The sequence below is a fragment of the Lysinibacillus canaveralius genome (assembly GCF_047301505.1).
Classification (GTDB): domain Bacteria; phylum Bacillota; class Bacilli; order Bacillales_A; family Planococcaceae; genus Lysinibacillus_B.
Genome location: NZ_CP154840.1, coordinates 1,252,331 through 1,269,772, shown reverse-complemented (window position 1 = coordinate 1,269,772; position 17,442 = coordinate 1,252,331). Strand labels below are relative to the sequence as shown.

The 17,442-nt window shown below is 44.0% G+C and carries 18 protein-coding genes and 1 other annotated feature; of the genes, 4 read left to right on the top strand and 14 right to left on the bottom strand.

Annotated elements, in window-relative coordinates; translation table 11 throughout:
• The first annotated feature begins 189 nt into the window (after positions 1-189).
• The gene (locus AA0Y26_RS06245) at positions 190-1,296 is read left to right on the top strand and encodes a hypothetical protein (RefSeq protein WP_413366111.1); all 1,107 of its coding nucleotides are present in this window, start codon (positions 190-192) and stop codon (positions 1,294-1,296) included.
• Between the two features lie 104 nt (positions 1,297-1,400).
• Positions 1,401-1,835, top strand: coding sequence for a hypothetical protein (locus AA0Y26_RS06240; RefSeq protein ID WP_413366110.1), 435 nt, complete (start codon positions 1,401-1,403; stop codon positions 1,833-1,835).
• On the opposite strand, the gene AA0Y26_RS06235 is transcribed toward AA0Y26_RS06240, so the two are convergent.
• Both AA0Y26_RS06235 and AA0Y26_RS06230 read right to left on the bottom strand, forming a co-directional pair.
• Entirely contained in the window at positions 1,792-2,022 is a 231-nt protein-coding gene (locus tag AA0Y26_RS06235) for an acyl-phosphate glycerol 3-phosphate acyltransferase (protein WP_413366108.1), read from the bottom strand. The genes AA0Y26_RS06240 and AA0Y26_RS06235 overlap by 44 nt on opposite strands.
• A gap of 99 nt (positions 2,023-2,121) precedes the next feature.
• Entirely contained in the window at positions 2,122-4,377 is a 2,256-nt protein-coding gene (locus AA0Y26_RS06230) for a S9 family peptidase (RefSeq protein ID WP_413366106.1), read from the bottom strand.
• A gap of 233 nt (positions 4,378-4,610) precedes the next feature.
• On the opposite strand from AA0Y26_RS06230, the gene AA0Y26_RS06225 reads away from it, so the two are divergent.
• Positions 4,611-5,114, top strand: a complete 504-nt coding sequence (locus AA0Y26_RS06225) for a GNAT family N-acetyltransferase (RefSeq protein WP_413366104.1) — start codon at positions 4,611-4,613, stop codon at positions 5,112-5,114.
• Between the two features lie 154 nt (positions 5,115-5,268).
• On the opposite strand, the gene AA0Y26_RS06220 is transcribed toward AA0Y26_RS06225, so the two are convergent.
• The 3 genes from AA0Y26_RS06220 to AA0Y26_RS06210 all read right to left on the bottom strand — a co-directional run bounded on the left by AA0Y26_RS06220 (position 5,269) and on the right by AA0Y26_RS06210 (position 8,513).
• The gene (locus AA0Y26_RS06220) at positions 5,269-5,580 is read right to left on the bottom strand and encodes an RNHCP domain-containing protein (protein ID WP_413366101.1); all 312 of its coding nucleotides are present in this window, start codon (positions 5,578-5,580) and stop codon (positions 5,269-5,271) included.
• 91 nt (positions 5,581-5,671) lie between these two features.
• Positions 5,672-5,817, bottom strand: a sequence feature (16S ribosomal RNA rRNA prediction is too short).
• Between the two features lie 196 nt (positions 5,818-6,013).
• On the bottom strand, positions 6,014-7,768 hold the full coding sequence (locus AA0Y26_RS06215; RefSeq protein WP_413366098.1) for an ABC transporter ATP-binding protein: 1,755 nt from the start codon (positions 7,766-7,768) through the stop codon (positions 6,014-6,016).
• On the bottom strand, positions 7,755-8,513 hold the full coding sequence (locus AA0Y26_RS06210) for a MerR family transcriptional regulator (protein WP_413366096.1): 759 nt from the start codon (positions 8,511-8,513) through the stop codon (positions 7,755-7,757). Before AA0Y26_RS06210 ends, AA0Y26_RS06215 begins: the two co-directional genes overlap by 14 nt.
• Positions 8,514-8,683: 170 nt before the next feature.
• Between AA0Y26_RS06210 and AA0Y26_RS06205 the strand changes: the two genes are divergently transcribed.
• A complete protein-coding gene (locus tag AA0Y26_RS06205; protein ID WP_413366094.1) occupies positions 8,684-9,217 on the top strand; it encodes a GNAT family N-acetyltransferase in 534 nt (177 codons plus the stop codon).
• Positions 9,218-9,276: 59 nt separating this feature from the next.
• Here AA0Y26_RS06205 and AA0Y26_RS06200 read toward each other — a convergent pair whose 3' ends face one another.
• From AA0Y26_RS06200 to AA0Y26_RS06160, 9 genes are all read right to left on the bottom strand, one after another.
• On the bottom strand, positions 9,277-10,515 hold the full coding sequence (locus tag AA0Y26_RS06200; RefSeq protein ID WP_413366092.1) for a DNA polymerase IV: 1,239 nt from the start codon (positions 10,513-10,515) through the stop codon (positions 9,277-9,279).
• A 133-nt stretch (positions 10,516-10,648) separates the two neighbouring features.
• Entirely contained in the window at positions 10,649-11,080 is a 432-nt protein-coding gene (locus AA0Y26_RS06195) for an acyl-CoA thioesterase (RefSeq protein WP_413366090.1), read from the bottom strand.
• Between the two features lie 36 nt (positions 11,081-11,116).
• Complete coding sequence (locus tag AA0Y26_RS06190; RefSeq protein WP_413366089.1) at positions 11,117-11,536, bottom strand: MaoC/PaaZ C-terminal domain-containing protein; 420 nt, start codon at positions 11,534-11,536, stop codon at positions 11,117-11,119.
• Positions 11,533-11,982: a MaoC family dehydratase N-terminal domain-containing protein gene (locus AA0Y26_RS06185; protein ID WP_413368082.1), complete on the bottom strand. Its 450-nt coding sequence runs from the start codon at positions 11,980-11,982 to the stop codon at positions 11,533-11,535. The genes AA0Y26_RS06190 and AA0Y26_RS06185 overlap by 4 nt, the downstream gene beginning before the upstream one ends.
• A 19-nt stretch (positions 11,983-12,001) precedes the next feature.
• The gene (locus tag AA0Y26_RS06180; protein WP_413366087.1) at positions 12,002-12,772 is read right to left on the bottom strand and encodes a beta-ketoacyl-ACP reductase; all 771 of its coding nucleotides are present in this window, start codon (positions 12,770-12,772) and stop codon (positions 12,002-12,004) included.
• Between the two features lie 16 nt (positions 12,773-12,788).
• A complete protein-coding gene (locus AA0Y26_RS06175) occupies positions 12,789-13,964 on the bottom strand; it encodes an acyl-CoA dehydrogenase family protein (protein WP_413366085.1) in 1,176 nt (391 codons plus the stop codon).
• Between the two features lie 52 nt (positions 13,965-14,016).
• Complete coding sequence (locus tag AA0Y26_RS06170; protein WP_413366083.1) at positions 14,017-14,787, bottom strand: glucose 1-dehydrogenase; 771 nt, start codon at positions 14,785-14,787, stop codon at positions 14,017-14,019.
• A 154-nt stretch (positions 14,788-14,941) separates the two neighbouring features.
• Positions 14,942-16,408, bottom strand: a complete 1,467-nt coding sequence (locus tag AA0Y26_RS06165; RefSeq protein ID WP_413366081.1) for a carboxylesterase/lipase family protein — start codon at positions 16,406-16,408, stop codon at positions 14,942-14,944.
• A gap of 27 nt (positions 16,409-16,435) precedes the next feature.
• Complete coding sequence (locus AA0Y26_RS06160) at positions 16,436-17,410, bottom strand: quinone oxidoreductase family protein (protein ID WP_413368080.1); 975 nt, start codon at positions 17,408-17,410, stop codon at positions 16,436-16,438.
• Positions 17,411-17,442: the final 32 nt, after the last annotated feature.

Below are 17,442 nucleotides of genomic sequence, written 5' to 3'. Positions count from 1 at the left end.
AAATCCCTCGGAAAATTGTATAGTATAAGTAAAGAGATTTACAATTACTTCCGGCCTTTAAAAACCTATTACTTAAAAAATGTCCCTTCCTTCTGTTGTGTCACTAAGTTATTTAGTCTGTTTGACGAGCTGTGAAGCCTTCTTACCTATACAGAGAAAATACAAACTATAGAAAGCGGAGGTTTTGTGATGAAAAAATGTTTACTTCTTATCTGCCTGCTAGCCCTTTCAGCTTGCGGGGGAGAAGCTATAAAAGATAAAAAACCTGCAGATTCAAACACTACTTCTGATGCTAAAGCTGAAGAGACCGCAATAGAGGTTATCAAGGAATTTTGGCAAGCCTTTGAAGAAATCGATACAGCCGCCCCATTGGAAGAAAAGCGTGCCCATTTACTGCCTTTTCTAACAGAAAAACTTTTTACACAACTTTTCCAAGAGACAGAAAAACCAGTCCTCCCCGCCCTTCCTATAAACGCCATAAAGACAAAAGTGACCGAAACTTCCGTTGATTCCTTTACAATTGAACACATACTGCCTGCTAGTTTAGAAGATTCATCTGCTATTAAGCAAACAATCTCGTTCGAAAAACAGGAAGAGGGCTTTGTTATTAATGCTTTTACAAAGGAAAATACAACTCTTTCCCTGACACGGACAGAGGCAGAAGCTTTTCTAGCCGGGCAGGGCTATGAACTGACATTTATCAAAGAAGGCTCATTGAATGACCTCTCTATTCTGATGGATGAAGCCTACTTCTTTCAGGATGTAAACGAAGAACGTATACAGATGGTCATTAATAAGGAAACAGGCTATTTCACCTGGCTTGTGAAAAGCAGAGATTCATTGGAAGATTTCGAAAAGGAAGCGATAAAGTTAGAACAAATTCGGAATACCTATTCTCAACTATTTACCCACCAGCTTGCAGAAATTGATGTTGCGAAACTTTCTGCTGAACAGCAGCGTATTTATAATACGTATATTATCCTGCCAATTGAACAAGCAATTGATATAGACTTTGACCAGGCGCTTACTAATGAAGAGCAGATCAGGCAAACAAAAGAGCTGCTGGACCAAACCGTAAAAAAACTGCTTACGGAAATTCAGCATACTACGAGTGAAAAAGACTTTACTTCCATTCAAGTACATCATGAAAAGTGGCTGGATGAACGCCAACACTACGCGGAGGCTGTGGCAAATGTTTCTGGAAATTTTAAAGAAGAATCATTCCACGCGGCATATAAGGAAGCAACGGAAGACTATCTTGCCCATCTCTTTTATAAATACTTTTATGAAGAATAGTGCTTAGTCTACAAACCAAAATCACTTTATCAGCCTGGTCATTCTAGTTGACTCTCGGTTTATCGGATAAGTCCTTTACAATACTACTAGCAGGGTGAATGATAATGCTAAAAGTGATAACAGCAGCTATTATTGTAGTCGTTGCTGGTGTTATGCTTACGGGATTTTTCCGTCTAAGTAAGATGCAAATTGAAAAGACATATGTAATTGAGCCAGAAAACATAGCAGAAGAATCAGGGGAATATTTTCTTTCAATTGATGATCACCAATTAACGCTGCAAAATGTGAACGATGAGGCAATTGAATTCGGAAGGCAATATAAAGTCCTCTATGAAACGAGTAGTTTCAATAAAAATAAAGAGGAATTGCTCAGAGGGGAAGAAGTAAGCTTCCCACCAAAAAATGAATATTTTCATCATAAAGCGTATCCGCTTATTGTTATAGCGGATACGCTTCTTTATTTAAAAACAGCGGCCAAACGAAATCAAATTTCTATTAAAGCACCCCTGCTTTTATACGCTTTACGATTGAATATGTAGTATAGATTGCCATTGGTGCTAATACAAGCGGCATTACAATCCAAAAAGTCAATGCGCCTGCTGCCTGCAGTGCACTATAGTTTGTCAGCAGGTAGACGACCACCCCAAATAACAGAATATAACTTAATACATTTGGAAAAATGACCAGCAGCCGCAAAACAGCCGGATTCATTTTTGGTTGATTCATATCCTCACTCCCTTTGTTCTATTATAGCTCGTACACGCCATTTTTTTCTACAAAAAGTGAAAAGCGGCTAAGTTTCCCTAACCGCTTTTTCAAGTCTTCTTATTTTAAGTGTTTACCAAGGAACTCCGTCATGGCATTATAAAATTCAATTTTATTTTCCTCGTTCATAAAGCCATGGCCTTCATTTTCTTTCACCATATATTCTACATCAATACCGCGTTTTTTTAGTGCTTCAACAATCTGATCTGATTCTTGTTTATTAACGCGCGGGTCATTTGCACCTTGTGCCACAAATAAAGGTGTTTTGATTTTATCAGCATGGAATACCGGAGATACAGATTTCAGCAGCTCTTTGTCCTTTTCCGGATGGCCAACTCTTACATGGAACATATTCAGCATTGTTTCCCAGTAAGGAGGAATTGTTTCAAGTAACGTAAAGATATTGGATACACCTACATAATCAACTGCCGCTGCATACAGGTCCGGTGTAAATGTAATACCTGCCAATGTTGCATAGCCGCCGAACGATGCCCCATAGATTCCGATTTTTTCAGGATCTGCAATGCCTTGATCAATTGCCCATTGTACGCCGTCTGTAATATCATCTTGAATTTTTAGACCCCATTGTTTGTTTCCGGCATCCACAAATTCTTTCCCATAGCCGGTAGAAGATCTAAAGTTCATTTGCAATACAGCGTAGCCGCGGTTTGCTAACAGCTGTACTTCTGGATTAAAGCCCCACACATCACGAGCCCATGGACCACCATGCGGAATAACAACCATCGGCAGGTTTTCTGCCTTTTTATTTTTCGGCAGTGTCAAATAGCCATGAATCGTCAAGCCATCTCGACTCTTATAAGAAATAGGATGCATTTGCGCCATCTGTGCCTCGTCTAACCATGGACTCATTTCTGCCAACTGCGTCACCGTATCAGTCTCGGAATCATAATAGTAGTACTTGCCGTACACTGTATCGCTTCCTACACTAACAATGAACTTTGTCATTTCCTTATTGTAATCATTGATGCCCAATTCACTTTCATCAACACCAAGCTTGTCTTTCATCTTGTTAAAGACTGCTTCAAAATCGCTGTCCAAAAACTCATAGTGTACTTTATCCGTAATATACGAGCTGTACAGAAGTTTGTCTTTTGAAGAACTGTACAAAGCACCCATAATATCGACATGTGGATTCGATACAATCACTTCTTCTTTTCCTTGTAAATCGTATTTCACCAGCTCAATTTTATCCCGTCCCTTATCAGACAATGCATAAATAAACTGGTTGTCCTGCGAGAAGGCAATCGGTGATACCGTATCACCTGCTTCAATTGTAATGAACGGCTTGAACTCGTCTTTTTCTGTTTCGCGATACAACACATTTCCTTCATATCCGTCTGATTCGACAGCCAGGCGGATTTCACCGTTGCTGTCGGAAATCCAGCTTTGGATAGAACCAGGGTTTTTCGCAACAAGTTGCGTTTCCCCTGTTTTCACATTTAACTTATATACATCAAAAACCGTTGCGTCTTCCTTATTCATCGTGACAAGAATTTCATCCTTCACGTCTTTCAGCATATCAAGAGGAAGTACTGCTACTCCCTCATACGGTGTCAGATCCTTTTCTTCCGCCCCATTAAAAGAAGAAGAATAGATATGGTAGTTCTCGTCTCCTCCGTTATCCTTCAGGTAAAGGATGCTGTCATCCTTCCAGAAGAACCCTGCAATATCCCGGTCTTTCGTGCTTGTCACACGTGTTGGCTCACTATCGTCCCCCATGGCTTTCACAAACACATTCAACCGATTTTCCCATGCGGAGGCATAGGAAATATAGTTACCATCCGGTGATAATTGATAACCAACATCCCCTGGATTTTTCATGAAATCTTCAACCGGGATTTCAGGTACCCCTTTATCATCGATTGTTTTGTGCTGGTACTTTTCAATGTTTGCGAAAAGCTTCTGCATTTCTGTTCCGGTAATTGGCGCTACACTTGTAATGCCTTCAAAGAATCCAAGCTTCACAGCTGATGTTTTATAATCAGCAGGCACTTTTTCTTCTTGTTGAAGACCAAGCGCTTTGATGAGGATCAAAGCAGCTTCCCCTTGCGAAATCGGAGCTGCTTCATCCGCAAATTGGTAGTCACCAAGCCATTTTTGTATGATTTCCTCTCTCATATAATCTGAGCCATGCTGGTACGTAAACTCTGTAACAGCTTGCTCTAAAAATGCTTCAACTGTCACACGTGCGTGTTTCGTTTCAACCACAGCAGGCGCCGATTCATTTGCAAAGCTAGACATCGGCACTGCTAAAAGTGCTGCTGAAAAAATAAACGGTAACCATCTTTTCTTCACTAGTATCTCTCCTTTCTTTTCTCTGTTTCCAGCATACTGTTAATTTACATCATTTAGTATAAACTCTATAAAATATTCAATATTTTTACATATATGAAACAAAAAATGTCTAAAAATTGTATTTATTTGAAACTTCTCTTTTTCTTTTTACGTATATAAAGGTTATGCGAGGTATTTACCGTGCTGTAAAAATAGCGTTGTCATAAAAATATATAGAAAAGTGAGGTTCTCTTATGCCATATTCCTTTGAAACGAAACACCTTATCCTTCGTACTATGCAAGCGGAAGATGCAGAGGATATAACTCTTATTTGGGGAGACGCGCAAGTGATGAAATATTCGGGAGGCTCCAGCACAAAAGAGCAGGTCAGCCGTTCCATTGAAGCCTACCAGCGTTTATATGAGGAAAAAGGCTACTCGACTTATACTGTTTTACTAAAAGAAAACTCACGTATTATCGGCGTATGTGGATTTAATCCTTCTAATAATGAAAATGAGATTGAGCTAATCTATCATTTTAATCCGAGCTACTGGGGCAAGGGGTATGCAACAGAGGCAGCTTCCGCATGTGTAAAGGATGTGAAAGAGCGCAAGCCAGCTATTAAGAAAATTAAAGCAGCCGTCGATCCTAATAATCCTTCTTCAAGCAAGGTCCTTTCTAAAATCGGAATGACGGCAAAAGGAACGAAGTGGTTCGATGATACCCAGCAGGAGGAGCTCTATTATGAGCTTGAATGAAGTCTATAATTCAGGCGGGCATTCAAAAAATACTTGTACTTATTGACCGGGAAAGTTATGCAGCTTTCCGGGCGGAAATTCCGTTTATCACAGCGTAACAAATTGCAGGCTTGCCAAGTGTTTACGGCAGGCCTGCATAATAGCATGAAAGGACTTACGAATTCGTTTGCATAAATCGGATAAACTGGTCTTCCTGCACGCAGTCCACAGCTGCTTTATTGCGGCTGATCTGATGACAGACTGTACATTGGTGAATCAATTGATAGCCTTTTTTAGCTGAGTAATCTATTTCCACCGGCTTCATTAACCCGTGGCAGCTATTGGCCCTGTCGCCTGGGAAAATATCCAGATGCTTTGAATAGAGACATTCCGGACAATGATTCCGAAAGCTCCCATTATTTAAAGGTGTTACGGCTGTGCCGCAGTTTTCACATTGAAATGCTGTATTTTCTGTTTTTCTGCTCAATTGTTCTTCCTCCAAGATGTAGTTTCATCTATGGAGAAAGGGTTCCGTTTTGTTTTTCTACTTTAGAGTATCAGGCTTTCATAAGGATTGACCCATTCACCGCCCTGCTCTACAAGGCGATTACTTCTAGTTCCCGCTTCACAAGGGCCTATTTTCATCCCCTGATCCGAACCTCGATTGATTTTATTCATTTGTCTCAACCACTGTAAGACGGACTGCTCCACCTTCCACTAGTAGGTGCTCACTTATAATCACTGACTTCGGCATTCGTCCCCTAATGAACAATTGAAATAACGAAAGGTCTTTTCAATACTTGCTCTCCTTTTTATCAGTTCATGCTATCTTACTTATTATACCAAATCATTTACTATACCAAATACAAAAGAAGGCAGCACTTATTGTTAATGAGTGCCGCCTTCTTACCTGCTTGCTTTTATTGAGTTTGAATGATTGAATCATTCTCCCCGTGATGACCCGCTGATAGCTGCTGCAGTTTTTGATAATACGTATGGCTAGTCATTAACTCCTCATGTGTTCCAGTGCCTGTCACCCGGCCATTTTCCAGTACAAGAATTTGGTCGGCATGCTTGATTGTCGACAGACGATGGGCGATGAGGATGGTTGTACGGTCCTTCATCAGCCTTGTCAATGCCTCCTGAACCGCATGCTCGGACTCGTTATCAAGATTGGATGTCGCTTCATCAAGTAAGAGGATTTTCGGATTTCGCAGGATGGCGCGTGCTATAGCAAGGCGCTGTCTTTGTCCGCCTGACAGCTTCATACCGCCTTCTCCTACCTGTTCATCGAGCCCCTGCTGGAAGCGTTCAACAAATGACCATGCATTTGCCTGCTTCAGCGCCTCGATTACTTCTTCATCTGTACAATGCTCTTTTCCGTATTTTACATTGTCCCGCACTGTGCCATTCATAATAGGACTCTCCTGGGAGACATAGCCGAATAGCGAGCGCCACTGCGTGAGGTCTATTTCATCAATCGGCTGCTGGCCGAATCGAACAGTTCCTTCTGCTATATCATAAAATCGTTCTAGCAGCGAGAACAGTGTCGTCTTACCGCCGCCGCTTGCCCCAACAAGCGCTGTCGTCCTTCCTTTTGGAAGTAAGACCGATAAATCCTGAAGCACCGGCTTTTCACCGTATTGGAAACGGACATCTTCAAACACGATATCTTGTTCTGTAGAAGCAAGCGGCTGCTTCCCGCTTTTTTCAATTGGTAAAGCGAGCAGCTCATGCAGTCGCTCTGTTGCACCAAGCGCCTTTTGAAAGGCAGTGAAAAACGTTGCCATTTGTGTAAAGGGCACAATAATCTGAATGAGGTAAATCATAATCGCAACAAGCGCTCCTGCAGAAATCCCGCCTGTCGCTACTTGCGCACCGCCGTAACCGAACAATAAAATCAGCACAATCATCATAACGAAGGTCATGATCGGTGAAAGAATGGCCATAATTTTTGCTTCCTTCAACCCGTAGCGGTACAGCTGCTTGATCTGGCCTTCTCCTTTTTCTATCTCAATGTTCTCAGCCTGATATGCCTTTACCATTCGAATATTTCCAAGCACACGCCCCATGCTTCCTGTAAAACGTGCCAGCTCATCCTGGTTTGCCAGGGCAACTGCATGCATCTTGCTTCCTAATGGCAGCATCGTCAGTACTGTTAGCGGTACTGCAATCAGCATGAGCAATGTCATCTTCCAATCGATAACAAACAAAATGATAACCGAACCAACAATAGACAATAGACCTGTCACAAAGCTGATAAGGTGCTGGGTGATCAATTCCTTCACGACATTTGTATCCTGTGTGATTCGGCTCATTGTCTCCCCTGATTCATGTTCATCAAAATACGGCATTCGCAGCTTCAGGACATGTGACCAAATACGGCTGCGGATGGATGCCACAATTCCTTCACCAATCGATGTCATTAGATAGAAGGCGACCCCGGACAGGACGGCCTGCCCAAAGAGCGCTAACGCGGCAATAAATATAAGGTTATAAGAGATTCCCCCCTCTGAAAAGCCGTTAATCATTTGCATCGTCAGTAGCGGTACAAGCAGTCCCGCGACCGTCTCTAGTATACCGATGAAAAAGGCAAACCCTATTCTTCCCTTCGGAGGTTGTGCCTCCTTGATTAAGCGAAATAATTTTCCTGGTTGAAATTTAGGCTTCTCCATCTTTCTTGCTCCTTTCTTCCTCTGTAGCTAATATGTTGAGGCGTTCAATCATGCCATCAAGCCAGGCATCCTCATCTGGTGTAAATGGCGAAGGGAAAAGTGCTGCATCAAGCTTGATATCCTTTCCCTCCATTATCTCAGTGATCCGGGTTATCAGCCCAGACGGCACCAAATCGATGAAGGTGGACAAAATCCCCATTACCTCCTCCTCTGACGCCCCGTCCCGATATGCCTTCTTTAGTTTCCTCGTCAGCTTTATAAATGTCCGATTGACCTCTGCTATTTCCTTTGAGGAATAGTCATACAGCTCCTCCACTACATCCTCCGGCAGGACATCCCTTAGCCAGCTCTTCTGCTCATTCTCCAGTCGAAGATTTTGAATAAGCGCAATAAAGACGTCAGACTCGACCGTTTCCCCGTCCTCCGATAGCTTAACTGCATAATCAATCGTACGGATGGACTGTTCAATCTGCTCCTTCTTTCTTTCCAGCTGTTCTTTTTGGTACAGGAGCGAATCATGAAGATCCCAATCATTTTCATTAATAAATGTCTCGATTTCCTCTAGGGAATAGCCGAGAAACTTTAACGTCATAATCTTTTGCAGTGTGATGATATCTTCATCCTTATAATACCTGCGCCCGCTTTCCGACACGTATGAGGGCTTCAGCAGATTTTTTTCATCATAGTAGCGGAGCGTCCGGATCGTGACGCCCGTCTTTTTGGAAAATGCACCGATTGCATACATGATTGTTCTCCTTTTTTCTTTTGATATCCCTATTATAGAACCTCACGTTACGTGAGAATCAATAAAAAAGATAAACATATATATATGGAAAGATTTCTATTCAATCCATCAACCATAATATGGTATATTTAACGAACTACTCAAACAGGAAGAAAAAAGGAGGAGAGAGGATGTTTCCTACACTTGAATCAGAACGGCTTCGACTGCGAGAAATAACCCTCGATGATCGAGAGGATCTGTTCGAATACTTGTCAAATGAGAATGTAACAAAGTACTACGGACAGGAAGCATTTGTAGATCTAACGGAAGCAGAAACATTAATCGATTTTTTTGCAACTAACTTCCGAGAAAACAAGGGAGTACGTTGGGGAATAGAAAGAAAAGGAGTCCAAGGACTTATTGGCACAGTTGGTTTCCATGCCTTCTCCGCAAAGCATAGGCGCGCAGAAATCGGGTATGAAATTCACCCCGATTACTGGAGAAAAGGCTACACGCAAGAAGCAGTTATAAGCATCCTTCAATATGGGTTTGATGTACTGGAACTTACTCGTATCGGTGCTGTCGTTTTTACAGAAAATGATGCCTCCTATCAACTTTTAGAGAAACTTGGATTTGAAAGAGAAGGTCTGTTAAGGGACTATATGTATCAAAATGGTGCTTCACATGATACCTACATTTATTCGCTGCTCAAAAATAGCAGATGATAAATAGCCTTCCGTCGTTTTTACGAACGGAAGGCTACTGTAACTGGTTATAAGAAAACCTATTTAAAATCATCTAGAAAATCCTTGCTGAAGCTTGTATTGGCCTGGTATTTTCCCGGCCTTTTTGCCTTGATGCCACGATGAATGATACCTTCACCGAATTTACGTTCAAGCTGGTTCATAACATTGACAATCGGCTCGTCTTTCAGATGCTCCTCAAAACTAAAGATAGACAGCTGCTCCGTGCGGTCCGTCTTGTCGATTACATTTCCCACTGTCACTCCGAGCAGGCGCACCGGTTTCTCCTTCCAATGCTCTATAACTAAATCTCTAGCAATAGCAAAAATTTTACCTGTTTCATCTGTCCCGTTATTAACCGTCCGGCTGTTCGTCTGGTTCTTCCAGTCATTGTATTTAATTTGAATACTGATGGTTGTGCCGACCAGCCCTTTTGCTTTCAGGCGGCTGCTCACCTTTTCAGACAGCGTGTAAATGACGTCTTCTATCTCCTTGAGTTCCATCACATCATAAGGGAGCGTGGTCGAATTGCCTACACTTTTCGTATCATAGATGGATTCTGGATCTACTAGGCGCTGGTCATGGCCATTTGCTTTCTGCTTCATCCGTTCCCCGTTTATGCCAAATGAGATTTTTAGCAGATGGCTGTCTGCCTTTGCCAGCTGCTCGATCGTAAAAATGCCGATGCTGTTCAGCTTTTCTGCTGTCTTCTTGCCAATACCGTGCATTGTGATAACATCCCGCGGCCATAATAGTTCCGGTACATCTCTCTTTCTTAATACCGTGATCCCCATTGGTTTTTTCATATCGCTTGCTGTCTTCGCAAGAAATTTATTTGGCGCAACACCGATTGAGCATGGCAGCGACAACTCCTCATAAATCCGGTTTTGGATTTCCTTCACAACATCCAGCGCATAACGGGTTTGGGACAGCTCTGTTATATCAAGATACCCTTCGTCAATCGATACTGGTTCGAGAATTTCACTGTATTCCTTGAGCAGGGAAAAAAACGCATGGGACGCTGCTCGGTAGCGCTCGAAGTTCGGCGGGATAATGATCAGTTCCGGGCATAGCTTTTTGGCCTCAGGAATCAGCATCGTCGTATAGACACCATACGCTCTCGCCTCATAGCTGCATGTAACAATGATGCCTCGTCGCTCTTTTGGGTTACCAGCGATGGCGATCGGCTTACCTTTAAGCGAAGGGTCGTGCACTTGTTCAACGGAGGCATAAAAACTATTCATATCAATATGAAGGATGACTCTTGCTTTGTTTTCCATTATGCACCTCCAATACGCTAAGCTTTCTATGTATATTGCCAAGTCCTTTTTCTCTCATTATAGCATCATACGAAAAAAAGCTTTACTGTAAACAAAACTTACAGTAAAGCTTTTCTCCCTGTTCAAACGAATATTACACTTCCTGCGCAGAACCTGTATCCGTATACTCCTGAAGTGTTTGGCGGAGTTCCGGGTAAATCTCGACCGACTTCTGTTCACGAAAGTTAAAGCATACAACAACGGCTCTCCCCCGGGCAATTAAGGTACCCATCTCCTTCTCGTAAATTTCATGGAGAAGGGTAAAGCTTTTCGTTCCAATATGTTCTACCCTGCTTTTAATCGTTAACGTTTGTGCTGCATAGGCCTGTGCAATGAAATCACACTCCGTTCTTGCCAAAATGAAGCTGTTCTCCTCATCTGCCTGCTCAAATCCGAAATGAATGTCCGTAAAGAATTTCGTCCGTGCTTCTTCTAAATAACAGAAATAGCTCGTATTGCTGACATGCCCTCCTGCATCTGTTTCACAAAAGCGAACATACACGTCTACATCTGGAATGGTTTTCATTCCATCAGCCCCTTTCGGATGATTTTTGTCTGCTGTTTATCCGGCCGTTGTCACCTCATACAGACGGAATACGACTGTTCCGTTCACCACTTCCTGGCCCTTTTGATTCACTGCTGCTACCTTGAATTCCTTTTTGTTCTTTTCCCCATTTTTCAGAACCGCCTGTAATGTCAGCACATCATCGATGAACACCATATTCCGGAATCGAATAGCATAGTCCTCGATAAATCCATCCTCTAAATAAGGTGTGAACAGCTTGGCCAAGTTCCCCATCGTCCACATACCATGTGCGATAATTCCAGGCAATCCGGCATTTGTTGCGTCCTCGTCAATTGTATGAATCGGATTGAAATCCCCTGAGGCGCCCGCATACTTGATTAAATCCAGCCGTGTAACCGGGTCCAATTGTACCTGCTGTAATGACTCTCCTACTTGTATTTCTGTCATGGGTGTCATACCGGCATCCCCTTTCTTGCTGCCTCATTGATAATGATGATCTGCTCCTCTGTATAGATCAGCTCACCTTTTACATCTGCTCCTTGACGTTCGATGACAAGGAACCCCATTTTCCCGAAAGAGCCTGTCCGCTCATAGTAATTTTTTATTTCTGTCACGCCGTACACTTCCTCCCCTACAAAAAGAGGACGCTTATAATGAAACTTCTGCTCTCCGTGGATCAGCCCCTTTGTCGGCAATACGAACTCCTCAATCGTTCCGTACTCGAGCGTAATCGGGAATGTCGGCGGTGCAATATTACGGCCATATCGAGAAGCTTTTCCAGCCTCTTCGTCTATATAAATCGGTGCAGGATCATTGATTGCTTCTGCAAACTTCTTTACCGCTCCTCTTTCTATCACATTTTTTACAGGGATGGAACGCTTACCAATCAGTTCTTTAAACATCATCAGCTCTCCTCTACTATTAGTTTTTCGGTCCGCCGGCCACATATAATACTTGACCGCTGACAAAGGATGACTGCTCGTCCGCGAAAAACAGGACAGCGTTGGCAATGTCTTCAGGCTTACCGCTGCGCCCGACTGGAATCGTGCTGATCATGGCTTCTTTCATTTGCTCAAATGTTACTCCAATTCTTTCTGCTGTCGCGCGTGTCATATCCGTTTCGATGAACCCCGGTGCCACGGCATTGACCGTAATACCATATTTACCAAGCTCTATTGCAAGTGTCTTCGTAAATCCTTGCAGCCCTGCTTTAGCTGTTGCATAGTTTGCCTGTCCGCGATTACCAAGTGCTGATGTAGAGGACAGATTAATAATGCGGCCATATTTCTGCTCAGTCATATACCTCTGTGCTGCGCGGGAAGCATAGAATGCGCCTTTCAGATGGACGTCCATCACTGTCAGCCAGTCTTCATCTGTCATTTTAAACAGCATATTATCCCGGATGACGCCTGCGTTGTTTACTAAAATATCAATGGAGCCGAATGTTTCATATACTTCCTTCATGGCCTGCTCGACCTCTTCACGGTTCGTTACACTGGCTGCTTTCGTATAGACAGAGTAACCTGCTTCTGTAAATTGCGCCGCTGCTTCATTCAATGTTTCCTCATTCACATCAATAATTGCAACGTTGGCGCCTTCCTTTGCAAACTGTTCGGCAATTGCTTTTCCGATGCCGCGGCTTCCCCCTGTAACAAATGCTGTTTTCCCTTCAAATCGTTTGCCTGCTGCCATTTCCCTTTCCTCCCAATCAAATAAACTGTCCTACTTTGACATGTCCTTTTAATAGATTTCTTGAAATAATCATGCGCTGGATTTCATCAGTGCCATCATAAATTCGCCATAATCTTGCCTCCCGGTACCAGCGTTCGATCGGCAGTTCACGCGTATAGCCCATTCCTCCGTGAATCTGCAGTACACGATCCACCACACGATTCCCCATATTTGCTCCATACAATTTTGCGATCGATGCAAGATGACGGTTATCCTTTCCTTGATCGAGCGTAAATGTAGCATTTAGTACCAGCCATTTTGCCGCCTCAATCTCCACAGCTGAGTCAGCAATCATCCACTGAATTGCCTGGCGGTCAGCAATCGGCCGGCCAAAGGTTTCTCTTTCCTTTGCATAGTCGATTGCCATCTGGAGCAGCCGCTCTGCCATCCCCACAGCTTGGGCACCAACAACCCAACGTGCAAAGCCGATCCACTCTAGGCCGAGATTATATCCTTTATGGAGCTCTCCTAAGATGTTCTCCTCCGGGACACGGACATGATCGAAAATAAGGCTTGCCGGCCCCCATTCTCCCATCGTATCAATGTATTCGGACTTCCATCCCATTTCCCGGTCTACGATGAAGCACGTCACACCTTGCGTGCCGGTTTTTTCATGCAGCTCCTTATCCGTTACGGCAATAGCCATGACGAAGTCCGCCTCATTTCCGCCCGTAATGAACGTTTTCTCCCCATTCAGCACCCATTCATTGCCGTCCTTAACCGCCGTCATTTTAATATTGCGCGTATCAGACCCCGCGTTAGGTTCCGTCATAGCAAAACATGATTTCTTCTCCCCATTGATGGTCGGGAGTAAGTATTTTTTCTTCTGCTCCTCATTGCCGTAATAGAGAATATTATCAGCCGAACCGCCAAACGAGAACGGCACAAAGGTTTTTGAAAGTTCCATCAGGACGATGGCGAGCATCATCTGGCCAAGATTGGCGCCGCCATATTCCTCAGGTGTATTAATGCCCCAAAAACCAAAGTCCCTGGCCTTTTGCCGCAGCTCCTGTACCTTTTCCTTTGAAAGGCTCGGCCTGCCTTCACGTTCATTTTTCAACACTTCATTTTCCAGCGGCATCAATTCTTCTTTCACAAATTTACGGATTGTTTGCTGCACTAATTTTTGTTCTTCTGTTAATCGTAAATGCATATATTCACCCCATTTTCATTAGTGGACCTTCTTATTTCACTCTATCGGCTCTTTATAAAGAGCTGCCGCCATCTACCGCAATGACCTGGCCTGTAATAAAGTCGCTAGCGCGGCTTGCCAGGAATAAGGCTGCTCCCTTCAGCGAGTCAGGGTCGCCAATCTTGCCCATTGGATTACTTTTTTCAAGATAATCCCGATTCTTTTCAATAACATGGCTTGTCATTTTTGTTTCGAAAAAACCCGGGGCAATGGCATTGACGGTAATTCCATGCTCGGCCCATTTGCGGGCAAGATCGCGGGTAAAATGGTGAACCGCTGCCTTGCTTGTACTATAGCCAATTGCATTTAGTACTTTGCCTGGTTCTGCTCTTAAGCCTGCTACCGAACCAATATTAATGATTTTTCCGTAGCCATTGTGGATCATCTGCCTGCCGATCGCCTTTGTCATTAAAAATGTACCAGTCACGTTGACACCCAGCACTTTCTCCCAGGCTTCCAGCGGCATATCCTCTACTTTTTCTCCCCATGTAGCTCCGCTGTTATTCACTAAAATATCGACCCGTTCAAAATCCTCCAGCACTTCCTTGACAGTCCTGTCCACCTGCCCTTCCGAACTGACATCACACTGATAGGCCCGTGCCTTTACTGCATAGCGCGCCTCAATTTCCGCGGCCGTTTGTTGGCATTGTTCAATTTTGCGGGAACATACGGCAATATTTGCTCCGTGCTGAGCAAGCACAGAGGCGATGTCTTTGCCAAGGCCGCTTCCTCCACCTGTGATAAGCGCTGTACGTCCAGATAAATCAAAATAAGGCTGCTCCATCGGCTCACTTCCTTCTCAACTTTATATACTAACCGGTCATTTAATTAAGCTCGTTAACTTTCTCTTTTAGATAGATTCATACCATTCTGTTATTGAGAGGCCGCTTTCCGAACAATAGTCCCGTTCGGACGGCCCCTGTTAATTTTACTTACAATTACTGCGCTCCTACTATACCAGCTTCCCAAATCAGGCGAAGTTCCTGCTCAGGATCGTTCACAATTCTACATTCCTGATCAAATAACATCGTCTCCCTATTTTTCACCTGATAGGCAGGCCATATCGGCAGTTCCTCTATGTTCGGGTCTCCATGTTTTGCAAATGTCGCCCAAGCTTTATGCATATAATCGGACAGCTCTTGATTTGGTGCATTCCCCAGTAAAAATTCTGCTCCCCGTCCAAGAGCATTCCATACAAACGGAATTTCAAGGGCATGGCAGGATTTCAGACTTCCATTTAGAATAGGCGTTTCCCAATCAAATCGGTACATCCATACATCCCCGCCCTGCTTTACCTGCTCTTCTGCCAAATAAATGGCGGGCGCTGTGAAGATATCAAATGTCATGATTTGCTCAACAAGTTCTTTATTAAATGCCCGATTAGACAGGTGAGCTGCAAGATGCGGCCATTTATCAGGCAGCATATGCGCAAGTCGCTGCTTAATTCCTTCATCGTCCAATTGGTCCAGCGACGTATCCAAAATGGAGTAAAGATTGTATTCATCCTTATTTGTCCCAATTAGAATAGTAATATCCTTACATACACCCTTTGCTACAGATACTTCAGGGGACTCCTGAATGACAATGCCATCTAGAACCGGACCAAGCATCATAGGGGGCACATGTTTTGAAGCCTCAAGCAACTCAGCGGCAGACAGCTCCTCAAGTTTTGATAAATCATCTGCACCGATTTCAAGATTAGCTAAAATCCCTTTGCATACCTGCTCTGCAACAACCGGGCTCAGGACATTGCGTCCAGCACCGCTTTGCAGGATTGCTTTTTGAAACAGCGGCTTTGCATTTGGAAGTGTCAGCAAAATGCCGACACTCATCGCTCCGGCAGATTCTCCGAAAATAGTGATATTATTCGGATCACCACCGAATCCTTCTATATTCTCCTTCACCCATTCCAGCGCGGCAATTTGATCTAAAATACCGCAGTTGCCAGAACCCGCATACTGCTCATTATCCAGGTGGAGAAAACCAAACACACCAAGACGGTAGTTGATTGTCACTACTACTACATCATGATTAGCAGCGAAAGCCGTGCCGTCATAGGAAGGCGTGGAGCCTGCACCGTTTAAGAAGGCACCGCCGTGTATCCAAACCATTACCGGTCTTTTTTTAGAATCTGCTGCTGGGGACCAGATGTTTAGATAATGACATGCTTCATCCATCTCCTCATCCTTAAGGGAGGCACCTAAAAAGCCCATGACCTCACTTTGAGGCTGTACTGCCGAAGCACCAAATTGCAATGCTTCATATACCCCTTCCCAAGCATCCGGTCTTTGCGGCGGTTGAAAACGCAAGGCCTTCGCATAAGGAATGCCTTTCCATACCGATACGTTACCTGCTTGCTCACCTTTTACTTGTCCATAATGGGTCTGTACGACCGCTGTTGACATATCCATTTCCCCTTTAACTAGGAATTGTTATGGTACGAGCACAAGCTTGCCCATTGTCTTTCTGCCTTGCAATAAACGATGGACATCAGCCGCCTCTTCCAACCCGTAGACTCCGCCAATCGTTAGCGTGAGTTTTCCGTTTTCTACATAGTGCAGCAGCTCTTTCATGCTGCGCTGGTAAAGCTCCTGCTTGGCCATAATCTGAGGCAGGAAGAAACCGATAACTGAATGATTTCTTCGCATTAACTGGCTTGCTAACATTGGTGAATCTTCACCGCTTGCCGCCCCGAAGACGACAAGACGGCCGAACGGAGCAAGGCATTTCAATGTTTTTTGGAAGACATCTCCCCCGACCATTTCAAGTGCCACATCGACACCTTTCCCGCCTGTCAGCTCACGGATTTGCTGCTCCCAGCCTTCTTCTGTGTAATTGACTAATTCATCTGCGCCTAATTCTTTCGCATGCTGCAATTTTTCCTCCGAGCTTGCAGTGGCTATGATTTTCCCGGCTCCAAACAGTTTGGCAAGCTGAACAGATAACGCCCCAACCCCTCCTGCAGCAGCATGCACAAGAACAGTTTCTCCTTTTTCCAATCGTCCCATTGTTGTCAAAATGTGATAAGCAGTCTGTCCTTGCAGCGGTAGAGCTACAGCATCCGTAAAGGCGACGCCGTCCGGCACTTCCGACAAAGCCATTTCATGCACACTTGCGTACTCTGCATAAGCCCCCGATTCAATCATGGAGACAACACGCATTCCCGGAGAGAACCTTGTTACTTCTTTTCCTACAGCGACGACAATTCCTGCAATTTCAGAACCTGGAATAAACGGCAGCTTTGTTGGGACGACATATTTCCCTTCCCTCCTTGCCGTATCGGCATAGTTAACACCAATTGCCTTGATTTCCACAAGTACCTCACGTTCGCCGATTGCTGGCACATCCATTTCAATTAATCGTAAGACTTCCGGCCCGCCATACTCTGTGAATTGAATTCCCTTCATTGTTTTTACTGAATGCATTGTTTCCATGCTGT